This is a genomic window from Amycolatopsis japonica, from assembly GCF_000732925.1.
Taxonomy (GTDB): Bacteria; Actinomycetota; Actinomycetes; order Mycobacteriales; family Pseudonocardiaceae; genus Amycolatopsis; species Amycolatopsis japonica.
The window spans coordinates 7308496-7332392 of sequence record NZ_CP008953.1 but is presented as its reverse complement, the minus strand read 5'-3'; the positions used below and the strand labels follow the sequence as shown (position 1 = coordinate 7332392).

Annotated in this window: 20 protein-coding genes; 12 read left to right on the top strand and 8 right to left on the bottom strand. The window is 69.7% G+C overall.

Annotated features, from left to right (window positions below; genetic code table 11):
* Positions 1-62: 62 nt before the first annotated feature.
* Positions 63-686, bottom strand: a complete 624-nt coding sequence (locus tag AJAP_RS33620; RefSeq protein ID WP_037332079.1) for a TetR/AcrR family transcriptional regulator — start codon at positions 684-686, stop codon at positions 63-65.
* 244 nt (positions 687-930) lie between these two features.
* Here AJAP_RS33620 and AJAP_RS33615 point away from each other — a divergent pair, with 244 nt between their 5' ends.
* The 3 genes from AJAP_RS33615 to moeZ all read left to right on the top strand — a co-directional run bounded on the left by AJAP_RS33615 (position 931) and on the right by moeZ (position 4349).
* Complete coding sequence (locus AJAP_RS33615) at positions 931-1788, top strand: alpha/beta fold hydrolase (RefSeq protein WP_038519004.1); 858 nt, start codon at positions 931-933, stop codon at positions 1786-1788.
* An 81-nt stretch (positions 1789-1869) separates the two neighbouring features.
* Positions 1870-3051: a DUF3152 domain-containing protein gene (locus tag AJAP_RS33610; RefSeq protein ID WP_038519003.1), complete on the top strand. Its 1182-nt coding sequence runs from the start codon at positions 1870-1872 to the stop codon at positions 3049-3051.
* Positions 3052-3170: 119 nt separating this feature from the next.
* The gene (gene moeZ, locus AJAP_RS33605; protein WP_038519000.1) at positions 3171-4349 is read left to right on the top strand and encodes an adenylyltransferase/sulfurtransferase MoeZ; all 1179 of its coding nucleotides are present in this window, start codon (positions 3171-3173) and stop codon (positions 4347-4349) included.
* A 155-nt stretch (positions 4350-4504) separates the two neighbouring features.
* Here moeZ and AJAP_RS33600 read toward each other — a convergent pair whose 3' ends face one another.
* On the bottom strand, positions 4505-5473 hold the full coding sequence (locus AJAP_RS33600) for a hypothetical protein (protein WP_228694710.1): 969 nt from the start codon (positions 5471-5473) through the stop codon (positions 4505-4507).
* Positions 5474-5578: 105 nt separating this feature from the next.
* On the opposite strand from AJAP_RS33600, the gene AJAP_RS33595 reads away from it, so the two are divergent.
* The gene (locus tag AJAP_RS33595) at positions 5579-6376 is read left to right on the top strand and encodes a TIGR02569 family protein (RefSeq protein WP_038518996.1); all 798 of its coding nucleotides are present in this window, start codon (positions 5579-5581) and stop codon (positions 6374-6376) included.
* A 1-nt stretch (position 6377) separates the two neighbouring features.
* On the opposite strand, the gene AJAP_RS33590 is transcribed toward AJAP_RS33595, so the two are convergent.
* From AJAP_RS33590 to AJAP_RS33580, 3 genes are read right to left on the bottom strand one after another with little or no spacing between them, the layout of a single operon-like run.
* On the bottom strand, positions 6378-8621 hold the full coding sequence (locus AJAP_RS33590) for an ABC transporter permease (RefSeq protein ID WP_038518994.1): 2244 nt from the start codon (positions 8619-8621) through the stop codon (positions 6378-6380).
* Positions 8618-9298 carry an ABC transporter ATP-binding protein gene (locus AJAP_RS33585; protein WP_038518992.1) on the bottom strand — a complete coding sequence of 227 codons (681 nt, stop codon included), beginning with the start codon at positions 9296-9298 and terminating at the stop codon, positions 8618-8620. Before AJAP_RS33585 ends, AJAP_RS33590 begins: the two co-directional genes overlap by 4 nt.
* Before the next feature lie 15 nt (positions 9299-9313).
* Entirely contained in the window at positions 9314-9838 is a 525-nt protein-coding gene (locus AJAP_RS33580) for a PadR family transcriptional regulator (protein WP_038518989.1), read from the bottom strand.
* A 514-nt stretch (positions 9839-10352) separates the two neighbouring features.
* On the opposite strand from AJAP_RS33580, the gene AJAP_RS33575 reads away from it, so the two are divergent.
* Genes AJAP_RS33575 through AJAP_RS33550 form a run of 6 tightly spaced genes read left to right on the top strand, consistent with a single transcriptional unit; the run spans position 10353 to position 19182 of the window.
* On the top strand, positions 10353-12422 hold the full coding sequence (locus tag AJAP_RS33575) for a molybdopterin oxidoreductase family protein (protein WP_228694708.1): 2070 nt from the start codon (positions 10353-10355) through the stop codon (positions 12420-12422).
* Positions 12419-13846: an FAD-dependent oxidoreductase gene (locus tag AJAP_RS33570; protein ID WP_038518986.1), complete on the top strand. Its 1428-nt coding sequence runs from the start codon at positions 12419-12421 to the stop codon at positions 13844-13846. Before AJAP_RS33575 ends, AJAP_RS33570 begins: the two co-directional genes overlap by 4 nt.
* A gap of 29 nt (positions 13847-13875) precedes the next feature.
* Entirely contained in the window at positions 13876-15234 is a 1359-nt protein-coding gene (locus tag AJAP_RS33565; protein ID WP_038518984.1) for a nitrate/nitrite transporter, read from the top strand.
* Entirely contained in the window at positions 15234-17738 is a 2505-nt protein-coding gene (gene nirB, locus AJAP_RS33560; RefSeq protein WP_038518981.1) for a nitrite reductase large subunit NirB, read from the top strand. Before AJAP_RS33565 ends, nirB begins: the two co-directional genes overlap by 1 nt.
* Positions 17735-18082, top strand: coding sequence for a nitrite reductase small subunit NirD (gene nirD, locus AJAP_RS33555; RefSeq protein WP_038518980.1), 348 nt, complete (start codon positions 17735-17737; stop codon positions 18080-18082). Before nirB ends, nirD begins: the two co-directional genes overlap by 4 nt.
* On the top strand, positions 18079-19182 hold the full coding sequence (locus tag AJAP_RS33550) for a uroporphyrinogen-III synthase (RefSeq protein ID WP_038518978.1): 1104 nt from the start codon (positions 18079-18081) through the stop codon (positions 19180-19182). The genes nirD and AJAP_RS33550 overlap by 4 nt, the downstream gene beginning before the upstream one ends.
* Before the next feature lie 62 nt (positions 19183-19244).
* Here the strand turns inward: AJAP_RS33550 and AJAP_RS33545 are convergent, their stop codons facing one another.
* The 3 genes from AJAP_RS33545 to AJAP_RS33535 form a co-directional block, all read right to left on the bottom strand.
* Positions 19245-20426 (bottom strand): Kelch repeat-containing protein, encoded by a 1182-nt coding sequence (locus AJAP_RS33545; protein ID WP_228694706.1) that lies wholly within the window; start codon positions 20424-20426, stop codon positions 19245-19247.
* 93 nt (positions 20427-20519) lie between these two features.
* Entirely contained in the window at positions 20520-21638 is a 1119-nt protein-coding gene (locus AJAP_RS33540) for a DNA glycosylase AlkZ-like family protein (protein ID WP_148311739.1), read from the bottom strand.
* A gap of 9 nt (positions 21639-21647) precedes the next feature.
* Complete coding sequence (locus AJAP_RS33535) at positions 21648-22043, bottom strand: DUF3224 domain-containing protein (RefSeq protein WP_038518972.1); 396 nt, start codon at positions 22041-22043, stop codon at positions 21648-21650.
* 60 nt (positions 22044-22103) lie between these two features.
* Here AJAP_RS33535 and AJAP_RS33530 point away from each other — a divergent pair, with 60 nt between their 5' ends.
* Positions 22104-23072, top strand: coding sequence for a helix-turn-helix transcriptional regulator (locus AJAP_RS33530; protein WP_038518970.1), 969 nt, complete (start codon positions 22104-22106; stop codon positions 23070-23072).
* On the top strand, positions 23065-23874 hold the full coding sequence (locus AJAP_RS33525) for a uroporphyrinogen-III synthase (RefSeq protein WP_038518967.1): 810 nt from the start codon (positions 23065-23067) through the stop codon (positions 23872-23874). Before AJAP_RS33530 ends, AJAP_RS33525 begins: the two co-directional genes overlap by 8 nt.
* Positions 23875-23897: the final 23 nt, after the last annotated feature.

The window sequence follows — 23897 nt, the reverse complement described above, 5'->3', positions numbered from 1 at the left end:
TCGTCCTCTGGATGCGGTCGTTGCACGCGCAAGGACCGCATTCAGAGGACGAAACGCGGGGGTCAATGCTGGAGCGGGAAGCCACCGCCGATGCCTCGCCAGGCGAGGTTGGCGGTGAGCGCGACGGCCTCTTCGCGGCTCATCGACTTGTGGTGCGCCAGCCAGAAGCGCGCGCTGACCTGCGAGAGGCCCACGAGGCCGACGGCGAGCAGCCGGGCCTTGTCCTCGTCGAGGCCCGCGTCGGCGGTGATGGTCTCGGTGATCGCGTCGACGCTGGCCGACGTCGCCCGGTCCACCGCCTCCTGGACGGCGGGCTCGCCGCGCAGGTCGGACTCGAAGACCATGCGGAACGCGCCGGCGTCGTTGTTCACGAAGTCGAAGAACGCGCCGACGGTCGCCGGCACGCGCTGCTTGTTGTCCGACGTGGAGTCGAGCGCGTCCTTGACCCGCCGCACCAGTTCGTCGACGTGGCTCTCCAGCAGCGCGATGTAGAGGTCGAGCTTGCCGGGGAAGTGCTGGTAGAGGACCGGCTTGCTGACTCCGGCCTCTTCGGCGATCTCGTCCATCGCGGCGGCGTGGTATCCGTTCGCGGCGAACACCCGCTGCGCGGCGGCCAGCAGCTGGGCGCGGCGTTCCGTTCGGGGCAGGCGGACACCTCGGGCCTGCAGTCGCGCCATTTCTGTCATCGTTCCTCCAGTAGCCGCGGGCTCCGCGGGGCGGGGTCACCGCCGCGTGAAGTGAGCTCGAGATTACTCGCCGGTACGGCCGGACCGCCAAGGGTCGGGCATCCTTGATGCTGTGTCTTCTTCAGTTTCCCGTGCCGCCGGGGGCCGCTCTCCGCTGACCCATGTGCCGCTGTCGCGCAGGTCATTGCCGTCGCTGGACCCGGCGCCGCCCCCTTGGCCCGGGGAAACAATAGGTGTCGGCGGGGTGAAATTGCACATCCGCCGGACACCGGGCGGTCCCGAGACGGCCGTCTACGTCCACGGTCTCGGCGGATCGTCCACGAACTGGACCGACCTGGCCGCCCTCTTGTCGCCCCAAGCCGCAGGCACCTCGGTCGATTTGCCGGGTTTCGGCTATTCGGAGCCGCCCGACGACTTCGACTTCAGCCTCGACGCGCATGCCGAGGTCGTGGCGGGCCACATCGAGAGCCTCGAAGCGGGGCCGGTGCACCTGTTCGGCAACTCGATGGGCGGCGCCGTCGCGCTGCTCGTCGCGGCCCGCCGCCCGGAGCTGGTGAAGACGCTGACGCTGATCTCGCCCGCCATGCCGGACCTCCGCCCCAGCATGAAGCGGCTGTCCGACCCACGGATGGCGTTCGCGTACCTGCCGCTGATCGGCCGGGCCGTACGCCGTCAGCTCGCCGCGCTCGGTCCGCGCGAACGAGCCATGCAGGTCATCAAGCTGTGCTTCGCCGACCCGAGCCGCTTCGCCGAGAGCAGGCTGGACGAGCTCGAAGAGGAGCACAGCGCCCGCGCCGGGTTCGCCTGGGCCGCCCCCGCGCTGGCTCGCAGCACGTTCGGCATCTTCCGGACGTGGTCCGCGCGCGGTCCCGCGTCGCTGTGGGCGGTCGCACCGAGCGTCGACGCGCCGACGCTCGTCGTATGGGGGCAGCACGACCGGGTGATCTCCGTCCGGCGCGCCGAGCGCACCGCTCGGCTACTTCCGCACGCGCGGTTGCTCGTTCTGCCCCGAACCGGCCACGTGGCGCAGATGGAACGCCCGAATGTCGTAGCGAAGGCCGTTTTGGGGATGTGGGAATCGGTCGAATCGGGCACCTGGTAGCCCATTCGGGTGGGTAGGACACGCCGTGCGAAGCGCCGGTCGCTCACAACATCACAGTTCGGTTATGGCACCCTGGTGCGCGTGGATCGGGTAAAGCAAGGCGCGCAGGGCGAGGGTCGGCGGTCTCAGTACTCCGCATCCGCCCGCCGTCCGCCGCGCGCCCAGCCCCGGTCTTCCGACGTGCCGCGCACGGGCCAGTACCGGCCGACGCCGCCGCCGTCGCAGCGGCTCGACGAGGACCGCTACCGTCCCGGCGGCCGCCGGACCAGCGCCCAGCCGCTCAGCGCGTCCTGGAAGCCGCACGAGACCGGCGCCGCCAAGGCCAAGGCCGCCAAACGCAAGGGCAAGGGCGGCATCGGCCAGTTCGCCAAGACCTACGGCTGGCGTGTGTACGCGCTGCCGATCCTCGTGGTGATCACCGCGCTGGTCGTGTTCAACACCGCCACCGGCCCGGCCGAGCCGATCGCCTCCGACGGGACGACTTCGGCCGCGGCCGACGGTGCCGACGGATCCGCCGGCAACGGCGGCGAGCCGGGCGCGGGTGTGGACGGGGGCGGCGACGTCCTTCCCGAGAACCCGGCCAAACCGATCGACCTCAAGATCCCGACCGCGGACCTGCCGAAGGGCGGCCCCTTCACCGAGTCCGGCAAGGGCACCTATCACGTGGTGCCGGGCAAGGGGGACAAGGTCGGGACGGGGCAGCTGTACACGTACACCGTCGAGGTCGAGGACGGCATCGATCAGGCCAGCTACGGCGGTGACGACAGCTTCGCCACGATGGTGGAGGCCACCCTGTCCAATCCCAAGAGCTGGACGTGGGACGGCAGGAAGGCGCTTCAGCGCGTCGACGCGAGTTTCCCGAACCCCAGCTTCCGGGTGAGTCTCACCACACCGAACACGACGCATCGCGCGGACGTCTGCATGTTCCAGATCACTTACGAGACCTCGTGCTATCGCGCGAGCTTCGACAAGCGCGTGGTGATCAACCTCGCCCGCTGGGTGCGGGGTGCGATGGCGTTCGAGAGCGACATGACCGGGTATCGGCAGTACGCCATCAATCACGAGGTCGGGCATGCCCTCGGCGGAAAGCACCAGGGCTGCAAGGAGAACGGCGGGATCGCGCCGGTGATGATGCAGCAGACGTTCGGCGTCTCCAACGACTTCGTGGCGCAGCTGAACAATCTCCCCGGCGGTGACCGCGGCAAGGTGCCCGCGGACGGCAAGGTCTGCAAGCCGGGCTCCTGGCCGAATCAGGCACCCTAAGTCCAGGCCGTCTCGCCTGCTGGGAAATCCCAGGATGTGAAACAGGGGAAGGCGTTTCCGTCTCTTCGTGTTGTAGATACTGGGATGCGACCCGCGATCCACGCGAGATGGAGGACCCGATGTCAGGCACGCTGCCGCCGCTCGTAGAGCCGGCCGCCGAGCTCACCAAGGACGAGGTGGCCCGGTACAGCCGTCACCTGATCATCCCGGACGTCGGGGTGACCGGGCAGAAACGGCTGAAGAACGCCAAGGTGCTGGTCATCGGTGCCGGTGGCCTCGGCAGCCCGGCGCTGCTGTACCTGGCCGCGGCCGGGGTCGGCACGCTCGGCATCGTCGACTTCGACGAGGTCGACGAATCGAATCTGCACCGCCAGGTCATCCACGGACAGTCCGACATCGGCAAGCTCAAGGCCGCGTCGGCGCAGGAGACGATCGCCGAGATCAATCCGTTCGTGAAGGTGCACCTGCACACCGACCGGCTCGAGTCGTCGAACGCGCTCGAACTGTTCGAGCAGTACGACCTGATCCTCGACGGCACCGACAACTTCGCGACGCGGTACCTGGTGAACGACGCCGCCGTGCTCACCGGCAAGCCCTACGTGTGGGGCTCGATCTACCGGTTCGAGGGCCAGGCGAGCGTGTTCTGGGAGGACGCGCCGAACGGCAAGGGCCTCAACTACCGCGACCTCTACCCCGAGCCGCCGCCGCCCGGCATGGTGCCGTCGTGCGCCGAGGGTGGCGTGCTGGGCGTGCTGTGCGCGTCGATCGGCTCGATCATGGTGAACGAGGCGATCAAGCTGATCACCGGTATCGGTGAGCCGCTGCTGGGCAGGCTCGTCAGCTACGACGCGCTCGAGATGAAGTACCGCGAGGTCAAGATCCGCAAGGATCCGGAGACCCCGAAGATCACCGAGCTCATCGACTACGAAGCGTTCTGTGGCGTCGTGTCGGACGAAGCCGCTTCGGCAGCTTCGGGAAGCACGATCACTCCGGCGGAGCTCAAGGCCAAGTTCGACAACGGCGACAACTTCGCCCTCATCGACGTCCGCGAGCCGCACGAGTACGAGATCGTGAACATCAAGGGCGCGACGCTGATCCCGAAGGACAAGATCCTTTCGGGCGAGGCGCTGTCGGAACTGCCGCAGGACAAGCCGATCGTGCTGCACTGCAAGTCGGGCGCGCGTTCGGCGGAGGCGCTGGCGGCGCTGCACAAGGCCGGGTTCAAGGACGCGACCCACCTCGGTGGCGGCGTGCTGGCCTGGGCGCGGCAGATCGACCAGAGCCTGCCGACCTACTGACGTTTCGCCCGTGAAGGCCTCCTTGCCTACCCTGAAGGTAGTGAAGGAGGCCTTCACGGACTCTGGGTCTCTCAAGGGGGCCTTCATGGACCGCTGAACCTGCCCAGGCGACCGCGCTGCCGGGTGGTAGCAAAGGTCCCTTGCTCCCCCGAGCGTCAGTAGCCGATCGACCGGCCGGTGAAGATCGCCCGCACGAAGACCGTGAACCCCGCCAAGACATCGGTCCGGTTCCCGCCCCGCGACTTGGGCACGGCGGCGATGATCTCGGCGTCGGTCAGCGGATGGGTCTTCCCGGCCAGTTCCCGCAGCTCGTCGGGTTTCCAGTTGTGGTTGCCCGCGACGTGCACCGACAGCGCGCCACGTCGCTGGACGAACTCGATCCGCTCGGCGTCGCGCCGCACGAACTCGCCGTCGCCGACCGGGGTGCACGTCGCGTTTCCGAGGCGCCAAGCGGTCTTCACCGCTGTCTCGCAGCTCTCGACGACGTCGGTCGCGAAGGTCCAGACGGGCGAGATCCACAGCTGAGGCGCGTACTCGACGATCAGCGACCCGGAGTCTTCGGTCGTCTTGGTCGGGAGCCGATGAGGGCCGAGGTCCGCGGCGAGGGTGCGGTCGTGCGGGACGCCGGTCGCGGCGAGCCGCCGGGTGGCGGTGTCCGAAGGCAGCGACGCGGGCACGGCGATCCCGCCCGCGACCAACGCGACCAAAAGGACTCCCGCGCCCGCCCGGACGCCCGGCCCCTGCGCGAACAGACCCGCGACGAGCAGCACCGGCACGCCGAAGAACGGCAACGCGAACCAGGGATCGAACGCCTCCGCCACCTCCAGCACGAAGATCGCGCCGAAAACGCCGGAGATCCCGGCCACGGAAGCCCACGCCAGCCGCGGCCAAGGCTTCGCGACGGCCGGAAAAGCCTCTGGCGCCGCGAGACCGACGACGTAGACCATCCCGATCGACGCGAGCGGAACCGGCAGCGCGATCCACGGGACGTGCAGGAACGCGGCGAGCGGGAGCAACAGGCCCATGGTGACCGCGCCCAGCGTGCCGAGCAGCCACAGTGAACCGAGCGCGAGGGCGGTGAGTTGCCCGTCGGTAAGGCGGCGCTGCGCCGTTCGGGGGATCACGGTCGAAGAATGGCAGGTCAGAAGCGATCGTGTCATGAGTATCGCTACTCAAGACCAGCGCGTCTTCTCGTTCGTGGCACGTAAGACGGGGTAACGTGCCGAGCCGTGCGTGCCACCCTTCAGAGCCCTCCGGAACACGTCTGTTCGGCGTTCGGCGGACGTACCGGTGACGCGGAACCGATGCCCGGCACCGATTCCTGGCGCTACAACGATCTCGTGCTCAAGCCGGTCGTGGACAAGTCCCGGACCCTGTGGACGGCACGTGCGCTGGAAGCCGTCGACGAGCCGGGTCTGCGGGTCGCGAAACCGGTCCGGTCCAGTGACGGCCGTTGGGTGGTCGGCGGCTGGTCGGCGAACCGGTTCGTGTCCGGCACGGCCGAGCACCGGTACGACGAGGTCGTGCACGCGGCGGTCAAACTGCATCGCGCGACGGCCGGTCTGCCCCGGCCGGATTTCCTGGGACGGCGCACCGATCTCGAGGCGCTGGCCGACAAACTCGCCTGGGGCGAGGCGGACATGTCCCTCGACGAGAACAAGGGCGGCCGCTGGTTCGAGGTACTGGCGGGGTCCCGAAGACCGGTCAAACTGCCCGACCAGGTCGTCCACGGGGAGCTGCTCGCCGGCGTGCTGTTCGACGGCGACGCGGCGCCCGGCATCGTCGATTTCGTGCCGTACTACCGGCCGGGTGAATGGGGCGCCGCGATCGTCGCGGTCGACGCGCTGGCCTGGGGCGGCGCCACCATCGATCTTCTCGAACGCTGGGCGCATCTGCCCGAATGGCCGCAGCTTCTGCTGCGGGCCGTCCTCTTCCGCCTGGCGGCCAACGCCCTCGACCCGCGGTCGACCCGGGCGGCGCACGACGGACTTCGTGCCGCCGCCCGGGACGTGAGCGCCGTACTGTAGGTCACTCGGTGCGCAGGTTCTCCGTCTTCGCCGCCGAACGCACGGACGGCACCGTCGACGCCGTCACCAGCAGCACCATCACGACGGCCGCCGCGGCGAGCAGCGCGACCGCGGACCAGTCGACGTACAGCCCGTCCCAGAACAGCCGCTTGCCCAGCGCGGCGACGGCGATCCCGGTCGCCGTCGCGAGCACGATGCCCAGCAGCAGCGGGATTCCGTTCTGCCACAGCAAGGACCGGACGATCACGCGCACCGGGACGCCGGTGGCGGACAGCGCGCCGAGGGCTCGCCGCCGTTCACGGACCTGTTCCTGGGCGAGCACCAGCAGGCTCACCCCGGCCAGCAGCAGGACGAACAGCGCGCCGCCGAGCAGGATGTCCCGCGCGTCGTCGAACATCAGGGCCTCGGTGGAGGCCCGTTCCCCCTTGTAGGCCGCCACGGTGACCTGCCCGCTGTACGGTGCCACGGAGTTCCGCACCAGCTCGACGAAATCCGGATTCCCGGTCGTCCCGCGCAGGGTCGCCGTGACCAAGGCCGAGGCCAGGTCGACACCCGCCACCGCCGCGGGCGTCGCGAGCACTTGTGGCGCCAGAGTCTCGGTGACGCTCGATGGCTTCACCTCGAACGGTCGCGGGGTGACCGGAACGGTCCACGGTTGCTCCCGTTTGTCGTTGTCCGTGATCTTCGCTGACTGTCCTATGTGGAGGAAGGACGGGTCGGCGAACACGTCGCCGTCACGGCAACCGGTCGCGGTGGTCGTCGCCTCGATCGTGGCGCAGTCGGCGACGGCGATCAGTACGAGCATGCCGTCCTGGCGCTTCCCCTCGACGAACAGCGAACGCAACACCTGGAAATCAGCCGCGCCGGGGACCGTGCGGACCGCGGCGATCGCCCGATCGGCCACGGAACCGTCCGCGTAGACGGTGATCCGGCCTCCCGTGTCGTCGTGGCGATCGGCCTCCATCGCGGCCTGTCCCGCCAGGAGGCTCTGCAGCGCGATCGCCCCGGCGAGGACCACGCAGAGACCCGCGACCACCCGTGACGGGGTCCCGCTGTCGCTCTGCATACGGCGGATCGCGAGCTGGAACGACGGCGGCCCGCCCTTGATCCGGGAAACGACGCGTTCCAGCAGCCACGGCAGCAGCGCGGGGATCCCGACCATCAGCAGTGCCGCGCCGCCGATCAGCGCCCAGCGGCCGAGTTCGCTCGCGACACCGAAATCCGGGGCGATCAACAGGATTCCGATGACGACCGGCAGCAGCCGCCACCACAACCTTCGCTTCGGCTGCGCGGTCTCGCGGACGACGCCGAGCGGTTCGACGACCAGGTGCCGCTGGGACGCCCAAGCCGCCGCCACGGTCAGGGCCGGGACCGCGAGCACGATCAGCACCACCAGCGGCCACGACGGCGTCAGGTCGTCCGGGTACAACCCGAACCGGAACACCTGCAAGTTCGCCGCCGTGCCGCGGAAGAGCAGGAACAGCGCGGTACCGACGACCAGACCGGCCGCGGCGCCCACGAGGGATTCCGCGGCGGTGATCCGGCGCAGTTGAGCGAGGGACGAACCCGCCAGCCGCAACGCGGCGAGCCGCCGGTCCCGGGCCGCGCCGCCGAGCCGGGAGACCGTCCCGACGAAGATGAACACCGGCGTGAGGAGGACGAAGAGCCCGAGCAGCAGGAGCGAGAGGAGTCCCCGTTCGAACGGCGTTTCGTAGCCGGGAGGGGCACCGAAGGCATAGATCGCGACGCCGTTCCGCGGATTGCCCGTGCCTGCGTAGACGACGAGATCATTCGGATTGAGCACGGCTTCCGCATCGATGATCCCGACCGGCTTGCCGGGCAGACGGGGCCGCAACAGGCCACTGGTATCGGCCGCGACGAGTTCGTCGAGCTTCGGGGAAAGGAAGACCTCGCCCGGCGCGGGCAGCCGGTCCACTCCCGGCGGGATCGGCGAGTTCGGCCCGGTGGCTTGAAGATGGACGAGCGAGATCGCCTGACCGCGGAAGTCGGTCGTCGTCGCGTGGTAGTTCAGCGGTGCGATACCCGGGATCTGTCCGTACCGCGGTGAAGCGGCGTACGTCCGCTGGTCGCGGTTCTCCTTGACGGTGCCCGCGGAGGCGCCGATCAGGAGGACCGCGACCGCGAGCCCGATGCCGACCGTGCTCAGGAGGAGCCTGACGATCGAGCCCCGGCCGCCCCCGACGGCCAGCCGGAACCCGAGCATCAGGTCTTCGCGCCCGGTCATCGGGTCACCACCGGTTCCCGTGTCCGGCCGTCGCGCACGATGACCTCCCGATCGGAGTAAGCGGCCACCCGCGGTTCGTGGGTGACCAGGACGACGGCGGCGTCGGTTTGTTTCGCCGCCTCGGACAGCAGGCGCATGACCAGTTCTCCGCTGAGCGTGTCCAGCGCGCCGGTCGGTTCGTCGGCGAAGACCACCGACGGTTCGGTGACCAGCGCCCTGGCCATCGCGACCCGCTGGCTCTGCCCGCCGGAAACCTGGCCGGGCGTGCTGTCGTCGATGTCGCCGACCGCCAGCCGGTCGAGCCAGCCGCGCGCGATCCGCTCGGCGGGGCGGCGCCTCATCCCGCTCAGCCGCAGCGGCAGCGCGACGTTCTCCAGGCAGGTCAGCTCCGGCACGAGCTGCCCGAACTGGAAGACGAAACCGAATTCGGTACGCCGCAGGGCACTGCGTTCGGCGTCGGACATGCTCGCGAGGTCACGCCCGCGGAAGGAGACCTGACCTTCGTCGGGCCGGACGATCCCGGACAGGCAGTGCAGCAGGGTCGACTTCCCGGATCCCGACGGCCCCATGACCGCGACGATCTCGCCGGGTTCGAGCGTCAGCCCGGCCCCGGCCAGCGCCTGATTCGGACCGAAGGCCTTGTGCAGGCCCAGGCCGTGTAACAACGGTGTTTCCACTGTGTGGTCCCCAGATCAGCGCGTCAGCTGGCGCGCGAGGTCGTCGAGGCGGGCGGCGGTGAGCTCCAGCCACCGCAGATCCGCCTCCAGGTGGAACAGTGCGTGGTCGCAGATCAGCTGGTCGGCGAGGTCTCCGGCGGTCTTGCGGGCGGTGAGCTCGCGCATGGCGCGCAGATGGGAGCTCCGCTGCGCGTCGAGCAGATCCTGGGCGCCGCGGCCGGACAGGAGCGCGAGCACGACCTTGGTGTAGAGCGTGTTCTGCAGGTAGACGGAGGGGTTTTCCGGGCTCTTCAGCCATTCCTCGACGTTGGTGACGCCGGCGTCGGTGATCGCGTACCGCTTCCGGTCCGGACCGCCGCCCGCTTCGACGCCGTTCTCCTCGACGAGGCCGTTCTTCAGGAGCCGGTTCAACGTCGAATAGACCTGCCCGTAGTGCAGTGGACGGTCTTGGCGGAACTGCTTGTCGTAAAGCTGTTTGAGGTCGTAACCGTGCTTCGGACCGGCTTCGAGCAGGCCGAGCAGGGTGTTCCCGATGGACATGCGGGCGACTATACACAGTGTGTATACGCACGGTCTATACACACGGTGCATAGTTGCTGAAGGGGCCTTTCGCCGCATGTGACGTGGTGAAAGCTCCCTTCGCCGCGTGGCATGCGGTGAAGGGCCCCTTCAGCCCTCATAGGACCTGTGCCGCATCGAGAGGTGTCGCGAAAGCCACTTTCGGGACGTCAGATGTCCTGAAAGTGGCTTTCGCGCGCGATCCGGGAGACAAGGGGCGGAACCGTATCGAGGAGTTCGCTGGCTGTGTCGGATCACCGAAGCCGCGGGAAGAACTTGCCCGATTTCGACTGAATGACCGTTTGGTTCGGCTCGTCGGCGGTCGAGTGTCCCCAATGTGGCATTGGGGGCATCGGTTGCCTTCACGGACAGCACGGAGTTCACGGTGTGACGTCCATCGGCGGCGGGCAATGTCAAACGCCTGAAACATTCAGGAGTTTTCAGGTAACACGGCCTACCTACCTTCAAGCGCTATCGACGCCTGGAGGAGGTGCCCGTGCCGCTCGCCGCCCCCACCGTGACCGCGGTGGACACGCACTGCCCCTACTGCGCCCTGCAGTGCGGGATGAGCCTCGACGGCGCCCGGGTCGCCCCGCGCGACTTCCCGGTCAACGCCGGCGGCCTGTGCCAGAAGGGCTGGACGTCGGGGGAGCTGCTCACCTCGCCGTCCCGCCTGACGACGCCGCTGATCAGGGTCGACGGCGAACTCCGGCCCGCGAGCTGGACGGAAGCGCTCGACCTCGTCGCCCGGCGGCTCACCGAGATCCGCGCGGCCAGGGGTGCCGACGCGGTCGCCGTCTTCGGCGGCGGCGGGCTGACCAACGAGAAGGCCTATCTGCTGGGGAAGTTCGCCCGCGTCGCGCTGGGCACCTCGCAGATCGACTACAACGGCCGGTTCTGCATGTCGTCGGCGGCCGCCGCCGGGATCAAGGCGTTCGGCGCCGACCGTGGGATGCCGTTCCCGGTCACGGATCTCGCCGACGCCGACGCGGTGTTGCTGATCGGCGCGAACCCGGCCGAGACGATGCCGCCGTTCACCCAGCACCTGCGGGGCGCGGATCTGATCGTCGTCGACCCGCGCCGCACGCCGACCGCCGAACTGGCCGGCTTGCACTTGCAGCCCGCGCCGGGTACGGACCTCGCGCTCGCGCAAGGCATCCTGCACGCCGTCGTCGCCGACGGCCTCCTCGACAAGTCCTATGTGGTCTCGAGGACGAACGGTTTCGAAGAGCTGTGGCGTTCGGTCGCGGCCTGGTGGCCGGAGCGCGTCGAGCAGATCACCGGCGTCTCCGCCGCGGACCAGCGCCGGGTCGCCGCCAAGCTCGCCGCGGCCCGCAACACCTACGTCCTCACCGCGCGCGGCACCGAACAGCACGCCAACGGCACCGCGATGGTCAACGCCTGGATCAATCTCTCGCTCGCCCTCGGCCTACCGGGGAGCAAGGGATCCGGTTTCGGCTGCCTGACCGGGCAGGGCAACGGTCAAGGCGGTCGCGAGCACGGGCAGAAGGCCGACCAGCTGCCCGGCTATCGCAAGATCGACGACCCCGCCGCGCGCGAATACGTCGCCGGGGTCTGGGGTGTGCCACCGGAATCCCTGCCGGGGCCGGGCCGGTCGGCGGTCGAGCTGCTGGAGGCGCTCGGCACCGAAGACGGGCCGAGCGCGCTGATGGTGTTCGGCAGCAACCTCGTCGTTTCCGCGCCCGGCGCCGGGAACATCCAGGACAAGGTGTCCTCTTTGGACTTCCTGGTGGTCTCGGACCTCGTCCTCTCGGAGACGGCGGCGATGGCCGACGTCGTCCTGCCGGTCACCCAGTGGGCCGAGGAGGACGGCACGATGACCAACCTCGAAGGCCGGATCCTCCTGCGGCGCAAGGCGATCGATCCGCCGTCCGGCGCGAAGACCGATCTTTATGTGCTTTCCGAACTCGCCCGCCGGTTCGGTCAGCCCGACGGACGGTTCCCGACGGACGCCGAGACCGTCTTCACCGAGCTCCGCCGCGCGTCCAAGGGTGGCGTCGCCGACTACTCGGGCATCACCTACGACCGGCTCCGCGACGGCGAAGCCCTTTACTGGCCCGTCCCGGCGGAATCACATCCCGGCACACCGCGGATGTTCCTCGACTCCTTCGCTCACCCGGACGGCCGCGCGCGGTTCGTGCCGGTGGACCACGTCGGCCCGGCCGAGCTGCCGGACGCCGAATTCCCCTTGCAGGCCACCACCGGGCGGGTCCTGCAGCACTACCAGTCCGGGGCGCAGACCCGGCTGGTCAAGGAACTCAACGACGTCGTGGCGGAGGCCTTCGTGGAAGTTCATCCCGACACCGCTGCCCGCGCGGGGCTGGCCGAGGGCGACCTCGCGCTCGTGCGCTCCCGCCGCGGGGAGACCGTCGCACGTGTCCGTTGTGTGGCGTCGCTGCGCCCCGACCTGGTGTTCCTGCCGTTCCATTTCCCCGGTGAGGGCAGGGCGAACCTGCTGACCAACCCGGCGCTCGACCCGGCGAGCCGGATGCCCGAGTTCAAGGTGTGCGCGGTCGCGCTCGCCCCGGCCGAGGTCGTCGCGTGAGCCCCCGGTCGGTGGTCATCGCCGGATACGGGATGGCGGGCGCGCGGCTCGCGGACGAGATCCAGCGCCGCGATCCCGACGGCGAGCGCGTGCGGCTCACCGTCGTCGGCGCGGAGGAACACACCGCCTACAACCGGGTACTGCTCTCGTCGGTGGTCGCCGGCACCATGCGGCCCGAGGCCGTCCGGCTGCACGACGACGAATGGCCGTCCCGTACCCGTGCGGATCTTCGCCGGGGGGTCTCCGCGACGTCGATCGACCGGGACACGCGGCGGGTTCACCTCGACGACGGGTCCACTGTGGACTACGACGCGCTCGTGCTCGCCACCGGTGCCAACCCGTGGATGCCGCCGGTCGAAGGGCTCGAACCCGGCCCGGACGTCGTCGCGTTCCGCACCCTCGACGACTGCGCCCGGATTCTCGACGCCGCCAGGCTGGGCGCGCCGGTCGCGGTGCTCGGCGGCGGGCTGCTCGGCCTGGAGGCCGCGCGAGGTCTCGCCGGACGCGGGAATCTCGTGACCGTCGTGCATCCGATGCCGCACATCATGGAACGGCAGCTGGACGCGGAATCGGCGCGGGTGCTGACCAGGAAGCTCGAAGAACTCGGCGTCGCCTTCCGGCTCGGTGTCGGCGCCGCGCGCTACGTCAGCGGTGACGGGCTCAAACTCGACGACGGCACGCACGTTCCCGCCGATCTCATCGTCGTCTCCACCGGCGTCCGGCCCGAGACGAAACTGGCCGTGGACGCCGGGCTGACCGTCGAGGGCGGCATCGTCGTCGACGATCTGCTGCGCACCAGCGACGGCCGGATCCACGCGATCGGCGACTGTGCCAAGCATCCCGGCGCGTTCGGCGGGCTCGTGCAGCCCGCGTGGGAACAGGCCGCCGTCGTCGCGGATCTGGTCACCGGCGCGAAATCCGCGTCGCGGTACCGCGGTACTCAAGCGGTGACGAGGCTCAAGGCACGCGGCATCGACCTCACCGCGCTCGGCGAGACGATGACCGGCGCGGACGACCCGACCGCCGAAGTGCTCACGTTCAGCGACCCGGCGGGCTGCCGTTACGGCAAGCTCGTCGTCCGCGAGAACCGGGTGGCCGGCGCGATCCTGCTCGGCCTGCCCGACGCGGCCGCGACGATCACGCAGCTCTACGACCGGGGCACCCCGGTGCCCGAAGACCGGCTGGCTGTCCTTTTAGGACGCTCGCTGCCGCCGGGAGCGCCGTCGGCGTCGAGCCCGGCCGATCTGCCCGCGTCGGCGGTCATCTGCCGCTGCAACGCGGTGACCAAGGGGCGGCTCGTCGAAGCGTGGCGCGGCGGCGCCACCGACGTCCCCGCCCTCGCCGGGGCGACCCGTGCGACGACCGGCTGCGGCGGCTGCAAGGACGCCGTGAGCGGGGTCGCGAAATGGCTGGCCGCCCAGTGAACCCGAACGCATCCACCAAGGAGGACCTCATGGAAGCTCGTGGAAAGCGCTGGATCGAGCACTGGGATCCCGAGAACGAGCAATTCTGGGAGGAGACCGGGAAGAAGATCGCCCGGCGGAACCTCTGGTTCTCCATCCTGGCCGAGCACATCGGTTTCTCCGTCTGGACACTGTGGTCGGTCATGGTGCTGTTCATGGGCCCGCAGTACGGCTTCTCCGCCGCCGACAAGTTCCTGCTGGTCTCGACCCCGACGCTGATCGGCGCGCTGATGAGGCCGCTCTACACGTTCGCTGTGGCGAAGTTCGGTGGCCGGAACTGGACGATCGTCAGCGCGCTGTTGCTGCTGGCGCCCACGATCCTGGCGGCGATCGCGATGCAGCCGGGCACTTCGCTCGGCACGTTCCTGGTGATCGCCGCGCTCGGCGGGGTCGGCGGCGGGAACTTCGCGTCGTCGATGACCAACATCAACGCGTTCTACCCGGAGAAGCACAAGGGCTGGGCGCTCGGGCTGAACGCGGGCGGCGGGAACCTCGGTGTGGCCGCGATCCAGCTGATCGGCCTGCTGGTCATCGGCACCGTCGGCGCCACCGCGCCGCGGGTGGTGCTCTACATCTACATCCCGCTGATCGTGGTCGCCGCGACCTGCGCGTACTTCTTCATGGACAACCTCGCCTCGATGAAGGGCGACACCAAGGCGATGCGCGAGGTCGTCAAGGATCCGCACACCTGGGTGATGTCGTTCCTCTACGTCGGCACGTTCGGTTCGTTCATCGGCTACAGCTTCGCTTTCGGGCTGGTGCTGCAGAACCAGTTCGGCCGCACGCCGCTGCAGGCGGCCGCGGTGACGTTCCTCGGCCCGCTGCTCGGCTCGTTCTCGCGGCCGACGGGCGGCTGGCTGGCCGACCGGATCGGCGGCGGCAAGATCACCTTCGTGACGTTCGTCGGCATGGCCGCGGCGACCGTGGTGCTGATCCTGGCCTCGACGTCGAATTCGCTGGCGCTGTTCACCGTCGCGTTCATCGTGCTGTTCGTGCTCACCGGAATCGGCAACGGCTCGACGTACAAGATGATCCCGGCGATCTTCCGCGCCAAGGCGAAGGTCGCGATCAGCGAGGGCGCGGACGAGACGCTGGAGATGCTCAAGGCGCGCAAGCTCTCCGGCGCGCTGATCGGGCTGGCCGGCGCGATCGGCGCACTCGGCGGGTTGTTCATCAACCTGGCCTTCCGCCAGTCGTTCGCGGACACGAAGAGCGGGGTGCCGGCGTTCGTCGCCTTCCTGGTCTTCTACGGCCTGTGCTTCGCCGTCACGTGGGCGGTGTATCTGCGCAAACAGCAGTCGGAGGTGGCGAGCACCCGAGGCCTGGCGCTCGCCGGAGCGGAGGTCTGATGCGGAAACTCGTCGTCGTCGGACATGGCATGGTCGCGCACCGGCTCGTCGAAGCGGTGCGCGCGGAGGACAAGGACGGCCAGTGGCAGGTCGTGGTGCTCGCCGAGGAGGCGCGTCCCGCGTACGACCGGGTCGCGCTGACGTCCTATGTGGACACCTGGGATCCGGCCTCCCTCACCTTGGAGGGCGCGGACTACGCGGGTGATCCGTTGGTCGAGCTGCGGCTCGGCGACACCGTCGCTTCGGTGGATCGCGAGCGCAAGATCGTCGTCACCGAAGCGGGTCACGAGCAGCCATACGACACGCTCGTCCTCGCGACTGGTTCTCGGCCGTTCGTCCCGCCGGTGCCGGGACACGATCTCCCCGGCTGCTTCGTCTACCGGACGATCGAGGACCTCGACGCCATCCGGGAAGCGGCTCAGCGGCCCGGCCGTGGACGTCGTTCGGCGGTCGTCATCGGTGGCGGGCTCCTGGGGCTGGAAGCCGCGAAGGCGTTGCGGGACATGGGTCTCTCGCCGCACGTCGTCGAGATGGCGCCGCGCCTGATGCCGCTGCAGGTCGACGAAGGCGGCGGCGGCCTGCTCCGGCGGCTGATCACCGACCTCGACGTGACCGTCCACACGGGAACTTCGACCGACGCCATCGAGCCGGATGGCGAACGCTACATCGCGCGGCTCGGCAACGGCACCGAGCTCGACGTCGACCTGGTCGTCTTCTCCGCCGGTATCCGGCCGCGCGACGATCTGGCGCGTTCGTCCGGGCTGGAAGTCGGTGCGCGCGGCGGGATCCTGGTCGACGACACCTGCCGGACGGCCGATCCCGCGGTGTACGCGATCGGCGAATGCGCGGCCGTCGACGGCAAGGTGTACGGCATCGTGGCGCCCGGTTACGCGATGGCGGAGATCGTCGCGGCGCGGCTGACCGGCGGCGAGGGCACGTTCCCCGAGCCGGACATGTCGACGAAGCTCAAGCTCATGGGCGTCGACGTCGCCAGCTTCGGCGACGCGCATGCGGCGACCGAAGGCGCGCTGGAGGTCGCGTTCAACGACGCCGTCGCGGGGACGTACAAGAAGCTCGTCGTCTCGGACGACTCGAAGACGTTGCTCGGTGGTGTCCTGGTCGGCGACGCGAGCGAGTTCAACACCTTGCGCGCGATGGTCGGCAGGCCATTGCCTGCCGAACCGGGTGCGATCCTCGCCCCGGCCGGTGGTGGAGCGGCGGTCGGCGTCGACGCGCTGCCGGACGCCGCGCAGATCTGTTCGTGCAACGCGGTTTCCAAGGGCGCGATCACCCACGCGATCACCGAAGAGGGCTGCGATTCGGTCGCCAAGATCAAGGGCTGCACCCGGGCCGGAACGGCGTGCGGCTCGTGCGTCCCGTTGCTGGGCAAGCTGCTGACGGCGTGCGGTGTCGAGCAGTCGAAGGCGCTGTGCGAGCACTTCACCCAGTCGCGCGCGGAGCTGTTCCAGATCCTGCAGGCCACTCGGATCACCACGTTCAGCGAGATGATCGACCGCTACGGCACCGGGACCGGCTGCGCGATCTGCAAACCGGCGATCGCGTCCATCCTGGCCACGCTGGGCAACGGGCACATCCTCGCCGGCGAGCAGGCGACCCTGCAGGACACCAACGACAAGTTCCTCGCGAACCTGCAGCGCAACGGGACGTACTCGGTGGTCCCGCGCATCCCCGGCGGCGAGGTCACGCCGGAGAAGCTCATGGTGATCGCGCAGGTGGCGATGGATTTCGGGCTGTACACCAAGATCACCGGCGGGCAGCGGATCGACCTGTTCGGCGCCACCGTCGACCAGCTGCCGCTGATCTGGCGGCGGCTCGTCGACGCCGGGTTCGAGTCGGGGCACGCGTACGGGAAGTCGTTGCGCACGGTCAAGTCCTGTGTCGGTTCGACGTGGTGCCGCTACGGCGTGCAGGACAGCGTTGGGCTCGCGATCGAGCTGGAGTTGCGGTATCGCGGCCTGCGCTCGCCGCACAAGCTGAAGTCGGCCGTTTCGGGCTGTGCGCGGGAATGCGCGGAGGCGCGGAGCAAGGACTTCGGCGTCATCGCCACCGACAAGGGCTGGAACCTTTACGTCGGCGGCAACGGCGGCGCGACCCCGCGGCACGCGGATCTGCTCGTGTCCGAAGTGGACACCGAGACGCTGATCCGCACGATCGACCGGTTCCTGATGTTCTACGTCCGCACGGCCGACCGCCTGCAGCGCACCGCGCCGTGGGTCGAGGAGATGGAAGGCGGGCTCGACCACCTGCGCGCGGTGATCGTCGACGACAAGCTCGGAATCTGCGAGGACCTCGACGCCGCCATGGCCAAACACGTCGGCGACTACGCCGACGAATGGCGCGGCGTGCTGGAGGATCCGGAGAAGCTGGCGAAGTTCAGCTCGTTCGTCAACGCGCCGGGCACACCGGATCCGACGATCTCGTTCCGTACCGAACGCGACCAGAAAGTGCCAGTACTGCTTGGCATCCCGGAGGTGAAACAGTGACGACGTCGATCGAGCGCACCTGGACCGCCGTTTGCGCGGCGGGCGCCGTCCCCGAATGGTCCGGTGTCGCCGCCCTGCTCGACGGCGGGACGCAGGTGGCCATCTTCCGGCTCCCCGGCGACCGGTGGTACGCGCTGTCCAATGTGGACCCGATCAGCGGAGCGGCGGTGCTTTCGCGAGGCATCGTCGGTGACGCGGGCGGCGTTCCCGTGGTGGCTTCGCCGGTGTACAAGGAACGCTTCGATCTGCGGACCGGCGCCTGTCTCGACGCCGAAGGGGTCTCGGTCGCCGCTTATCGGGTCCGGGTCGCCGGGGGTGTGGTGGAGGTGGAATTCTCGCCGTGACGGACGTTCTTCCCCTGGCGGGATTCGTCATCGGGATCACGGCGGCGCGACGGGCTGACGAGCTCGGCGCGCTGTTCGTGCGTAAAGGTGCGACCGTGCGCTACGGCCCGGCGATCCGGATCGTGCCGCTCGCCGACGACACCGAACTGCGGTCGGCCACCATGCGCCTGCTGGAAGACCGGGTCGACGTCGTCGTCGCGACGACCGGGATCGGCTTCCGCGGCTGGGTCGAGGCGGCCGAAGGCTGGGGCCTGGGGGAGGAACTGCTGGACAGACTGGGGAAGTCTTCGCTGCTCGCGCGCGGCCCGAAGGCCAAGGGGGCGATCCGCGCGGCCGGGCTTTCGGAGGACTACTCGCCCGCGTCGGAGAGCAACGCCGAGGTGCTGAGACATCTGCTCGATTCCGGTGTGGACGGTCAGCGGATCGCGGTGCAGCTGCACGGCGAGCCGCTTCCGTACTTTGTGGACAGTCTGCGTTCCGCGGGCGCCGAAGTGATCGAAGTGCCGGTGTACCGGTGGGTCGGGCCGTCCGATCCCGGGCCGCTGGACCGGCTGCTGGACGGTGTCCTCGACGGTTCGGTGGACGCGTTGCCGTTCACCAGCGCGCCCGCGGCGGCGTCCCTGCTGGCGGTGGCGAAGCGGACCGGGCGGCTGCCGGGAGTCGTGGGAGCACTGGAGAAACGGGTCGTGGCGGCTTGCGTCGGGCCGATCACCGCGGCACCGCTGGCCGCGCTCGGGATCCCTACGGTGCAGCCGACACGGTCGCGGATCGGGGCGCTGGCGCGGACGGTGTCCGACGCGCTCGAAGCCCGTTCGCCTCGACTGACCGCGGGCGGGCGGAGTATCGAACTGCGAGGCCAGGCGGCGCTGGTCGACGGGCAGTGGTGCGACATCGCGCCCGCGCCGATGGCCATCCTGCGGGCGCTGGCGGAATCGCCGGGGAGGGTGTTCTCCCGGCGGGAACTGGTCTCCGCGCTCCCCGACGGCGGCGAGGAACACGCCGTCGAGACCGCCATCGGCCGCCTGCGGAACTCCTTGGGCACGCCGAAACTGGTCCAGACGGTGGTGAAACGCGGCTACCGCCTGGCCGTCGACCCCTGACGCCCGCGTTTCGTCCTCTGAATGCGAATACCGCATTCAGAGGACGAAATGCGGTGGGTGGGTCACGGGGTGAAGAGGTCGGTCTTGGTGATGAGGACGTGGTTGCCGTCCGGGCCGGCGTTGGCCAGTACGGCGGCGCCGCCCGCGATGAGGACGCGGCCGTCGGCGAGTTTGACCGCGCCGAACTTCGCCCTGCCGATGGTGAGCCCGATCAGCGGCCCCCATTGCCCGGTCGCGGGATCGAAGATCTCGGAGTTCTGGTACCCGGCGTCGTACCCGCCGTATTCGAGGCCGCCGATGGCCAGCACCTTGCCGGAGTCCAAGCGGATCAGACGGAATTCGTCGCGCGGGATCCCCATCGGCGCCGCGTCGGTCCATTTGCCGGTGGCCGGGTCGTAGCGTTCGGATTCGCCGAGGCTGAACGGCGCGTAGTTCCAGTTCTGCGGCCCGCCGGTGTGGCCGCCGGTGACCAGCACGGTCCCGTCGGCGAGCGCGACCATCTGCGCGCCGACACGCGGCCGCCCGGTTTCGAGCGGGACCGGGGTACCGATCGGCGTGGTGGGGCTCCAGGTGCCGTCGACCGGGTCGTAGATCTCGCAGAAGGTCAGGCCGACGAGATCGCCGCCGGTTTCGACGAGACCCGACGCGACGAGCACCTTGCCGTCCGGCAGCAGCACCGCGGGGAACGCCGCCCTGGCGTGGATCATCGGCGCGGTCTCGGTCCAGGTTCCCGTCGCCGGGTCGTAGATCTCCGCCGCCGCGATCACGAGGGAATCGATCGGCGGCCGTTCGCTCCCGCCGCCCATCACGAGCACCCGGCCGTCCGCCAGCGCGATCGCGTGATGGTTGCAGCGGGCGGTGTGCATCGAGCCGGTCGGGCTCCAGGTCCCGGTCGCCGGGTCGAAGACCTCCGCGGAGGTGAGGATGTTGGGCGAAGTGGACGGATGGCCGTGAAAACCGCCCGCCGCCAGCACCTTGCCGTCCGGCAGGACGGTCAGCGAATGCAGGCGGCGGCTGGTCGCGAGCGATCCGGTGACCGTCCATTGGCCACTGCCCGGGTCGTAGAGCGCGGCGTCGGCGTACGTCACCGCACCGCGGTTGTTGCCGCCGCCCGCGGCGAGGACACGCCCGTCCGGCAGCAGGACCGGGCCTTCGTTCATGCCGTCCCATTGGCGCGCCCATGGCAGGTCGCCGGTGGCCGCCCAGCCGCTCGCCATCGTCCGGGATTCCGTCTGTGTGCTCATGTCTTCGACGGTCGCCGCCGGGTTCTCCGGCGGCAAGCGGTTGCGCGATGGCCTACCTCTTGGGCACCCGGAACGGGACCGATCGGACCGCCTTCAGGACCAGGTGACGCGGAAGCCGGGGAACTCCCGGGCGGCGGCGACACGGGCCGCCTCCGCTTCGGCCGCTTTCCGGACGGCCGGGCGGAGCGCGTCGAACGGGGTGACGGTGAAGTCGAGCCGCTTCTTCCCGCTCGCCTTGGCCCGCCACACGCCGGCGATCTCGCCGTCGGCCAGCAGCGCGCCGGGGCTGCCGAGGATCTTCCAGACCTCCTTCTGCCGGGCCTTGTCCGGCACCAGCACGGCTCGGTCGCGTGCCTGGACGAACGGGTCGAGCGGCGGCAGCAGGCGCACCACGTCCGGCTCCGGCGGATTCTCCAGCAGCGCCACCCGGTCTTCCGGCAGGAAGGCCTTCTTGCCGTCGACGCGGACCTCGGCCAGGCCGTCCGGCCACATCGCGTCGACCCCGGTGCGGGTGGTCCCGACGTAGGCCGCGGCGTCGCCGGGAGCGGCGGGACCGTTGATCCGCAGGTAACCCTCGACCACACGGGTGGCCGCCTTGGCGTCCGGTGCCGTCTTGAGCCTGCCCCGCTTTTCCAGTGGTGCCAACGTCGCCGGGGTCGCGCCCGCCTCCAGCCGGACCCCGGCGTGGAGCGACGCGACCCGCATCAACTGCTCGTAGATGTGCACGACACCGCAGCCGCGGCAGGCGTACGACAGGCCGTCGGGGATCAGTTTCGTGACCGCGCCGCTCACCGTGCCCTTGGTCTGGACGCCGGTGACGACCTCGCGGATCGCCTTCGCCGCGGTGAACAGCGCGTCCGTCGCGGACATGCCCGCGTCGTCGACCTGCTTGCGCTGCCAGAGGATCCGGGCCATCGCGTCCTTCTCGTCGAGAGGCACGAGAGCGGCCCGGATCGCGTCCAGCTCCGCACGGCGGTGGAAATGCGGCGCGCCGCGATGCGTCCACGCGAGCACGAAACGGTCGTCGTCCCAGACGCCGGGCGTGATGTCGCCGTCGATCCGGGCGGCGAGGCCCAGCAGGGCGGTGTCCCGCACGGAATCCTGCAGCCCGAGGTCGAACACGGCCGCCGCGGCCGGATCCGTCTCCTCACGGTGCAGGCCGTGCGCGGCGATCCGGTACGCCAGCACCTGCTCGCGATCAACCTCGAGCACCATTTCTCCTTAGAGCGAGTAATCGAGCGTGTACGACATCGTCGGCTCACCGAGGGCGCCGGTCGTGGTGCCGCTGCCGGTGATCCCGGCGAGTTCACCCGTTCCGGAGCCCTCGACCACCGTGAACGCCGACCTGATCCCCTGCGTGTCGAACCCGGTGTCGTGCTTGATCACGAAGCTTCCCTTGCGTCCGTCCACGCTGCCCTCGATCCGTTCGAGGCCGGGAGAGGTCGTGTCGCCGCCGTCGTAGCCCTCACCCGCGTAGTACAGCAGGTAGTCGAGGACGGACTCACCCTCGATCAGCCCGCTGTAGGCGAGCGTGGCGTGCGCGTAGGCGACTCGCGGCGCGCCCTCCGTGCCGCTGACGACGGATTCTTCCCAGTTCTTCATGGCGAACGTGTTCATGGGTTCACCCTGTCAGCCATACCTGTCAGGATGTGTCAGGTTTTAGGGGATACTGGATTCATGCGCGCGAGCAGACTCCTGTCGGTCCTCCTCCTGCTGCAGAACCGCGGCCGGATGACGGCCGAGGAGCTGGCGACCGAGCTGGAGGTGTCGGTCCGGACGGTCTACCGCGACGTCGAGGCGCTGTCCGCGGCCGGCGTGCCGGTGTACGCCGATCGCGGGCGCACCGGCGGCTATCAGCTGGTCGACGGCTATCGCACGCGGCTGACCGGGCTGACCGAGGAGGAGGCGCAATCGCTTTCGCTGGCGGGCCTGCCCGGCGCGGCCACCGAACTCGGGCTCGGCACGGTCCTCGCCGCCGCTCAGCTCAAACTGCACGCGGCCATGCCGTCAGAGCTGCGTGCCGGGGCGAGCAAGATCTCCGAACGGTTCTACCTCGACGTCCCCGGCTGGCATCGCGGGATCGAAAGCCTGCCGCGACTGTCCGAACTGGCCGACGCGGTCTGGCACGGGCGGCGCGTCAAGGTCCGGTACGAACGCTGGGGGCAGCGGAAGGTCGACCGCGTGCTCGATCCGCTGGGCCTGATCCTCAAGGCGGGGAACTGGTATCTCGCGGCGCGGTGCGACGGCACCGACCGGACGTACCGCATCTCCCGCATCGAAGAACTCGAAGATCTCGGCGAGACCTTCGAGCGGCCGTCGGACTTCGACCTCGCGCGCTACTGGCACGAATGGTCGGAGCAGTTCGAAAAGCGGATGTACTCGCGGACGGCGGTGGTGCGGCTGAACGAGTTCGCCCGCATACTGCTGCCGTTCTACCTCGGAGCGGTCGGAGCGCGGGCGTTGCGGGAAACATCCGCGGAGCCCGACGAAAACGGCTGGCTGACGATGGAACTGCCCGTGGAACCGGGAGAATCGGCCGTCGGCGAGCTACTGCGGTTCGGCGGGAACCTCGAAGTGCTCGAACCGCCGGAGCTGCGCGAGCGGCTGGCGGAGGAGATCAGGAAGATGGGCGCGGTTTATGGCTGACCTGGACGGCATCACGATCGGGATCACCGCGGAGCGGCGGGCCGAAGACTTCATCGGCGCGCTGACCCGGCAGGGCGCGACGGTGCTGCACGCGCCCACCATCCGGATCGTCCCGCTGCCCGACGACACCGAACTGCGGGCGGCGACGGACGCCGTGCTGGCCGGCCCGGTCGGGTTCACCGCCGTCACCACCGGCGCCGGATTCCGTGGCTGGCTTTCGGCGGCCGAAGGCTGGGGGCTGCGCGAACCGTTGCTGGAGCGGCTGGCGGCGTCGCGGATCTTCGCGCGCGGGCCGAAGGCGGTGGGCGCCGTGCGTGGTTTCGGCCTCCGGGAGGAGTTTTCCGCGCCCGAGGAGAGCAACGCCGAACTGTTCGAAGGATTGCGGGATGCCGGGGTTCGCGGCGAACGGGTCGCGGTCCAGTTGCACGGCACCCTGCTGCCCGAGCTCACCGCGTCGCTGCGGGACGCGGGCGCGGACGTCGTCCAGGCACAGCCGTACCGCTGGCTTTCGCCCGCGGACGTCGCACCTGTGCACGAACTCGTCGAAAGCGTGATCGCCGGACGGGTGCACGCTTTGGCCTTCACTTCCGCTCCCGCGGCGGCGAACCTGCTCACGCTGGCGGGCCCGCGCCGAGAGGAACTTCTTGCCGCACTGCGAGGTCCGGTGCTGTGCGCGTGCGTCGGCCCGGTGACCGCGGCGCCGTTGGAAGCCGCCGGGGTGCCGACCGTCCAGCCCGAACGTCAGCGGCTCGGCGCGTTGGTCAAACTTCTCGTCGCGGAACTGCGCATTCGGCCGTCTTGACGCGGGAAGTCCGCTTTGCCAGG

Excerpts from the sequence above, each read along its gene's own strand:
- AJAP_RS33620 (WP_037332079.1), bottom strand. The coding sequence starts at position 686 with ATGACAGAAATGGCGCGACTGCAGGCCCGAGGTGTCCGCCTGCCCCGA.
- moeZ (WP_038519000.1), top strand. The coding sequence starts at position 3,171 with ATGTCAGGCACGCTGCCGCCGCTCGTAGAGCCGGCCGCCGAGCTCACC.
- AJAP_RS33590 (WP_038518994.1), bottom strand. The coding sequence starts at position 8,621 with ATGACCGGGCGCGAAGACCTGATGCTCGGGTTCCGGCTGGCCGTCGGG.
- AJAP_RS33580 (WP_038518989.1), bottom strand. The coding sequence starts at position 9,838 with ATGTCCATCGGGAACACCCTGCTCGGCCTGCTCGAAGCCGGTCCGAAG.
- AJAP_RS33565 (WP_038518984.1), top strand. The coding sequence starts at position 13,876 with ATGGAAGCTCGTGGAAAGCGCTGGATCGAGCACTGGGATCCCGAGAAC.
- nirB (WP_038518981.1), top strand. The coding sequence starts at position 15,234 with ATGCGGAAACTCGTCGTCGTCGGACATGGCATGGTCGCGCACCGGCTC.
- AJAP_RS33545 (WP_228694706.1), bottom strand. The coding sequence starts at position 20,426 with ATGAGCACACAGACGGAATCCCGGACGATGGCGAGCGGCTGGGCGGCC.
- AJAP_RS33535 (WP_038518972.1), bottom strand. The coding sequence starts at position 22,043 with ATGAACACGTTCGCCATGAAGAACTGGGAAGAATCCGTCGTCAGCGGC.
- AJAP_RS33530 (WP_038518970.1), top strand. The coding sequence starts at position 22,104 with ATGCGCGCGAGCAGACTCCTGTCGGTCCTCCTCCTGCTGCAGAACCGC.
- AJAP_RS33525 (WP_038518967.1), top strand. The coding sequence starts at position 23,065 with ATGGCTGACCTGGACGGCATCACGATCGGGATCACCGCGGAGCGGCGG.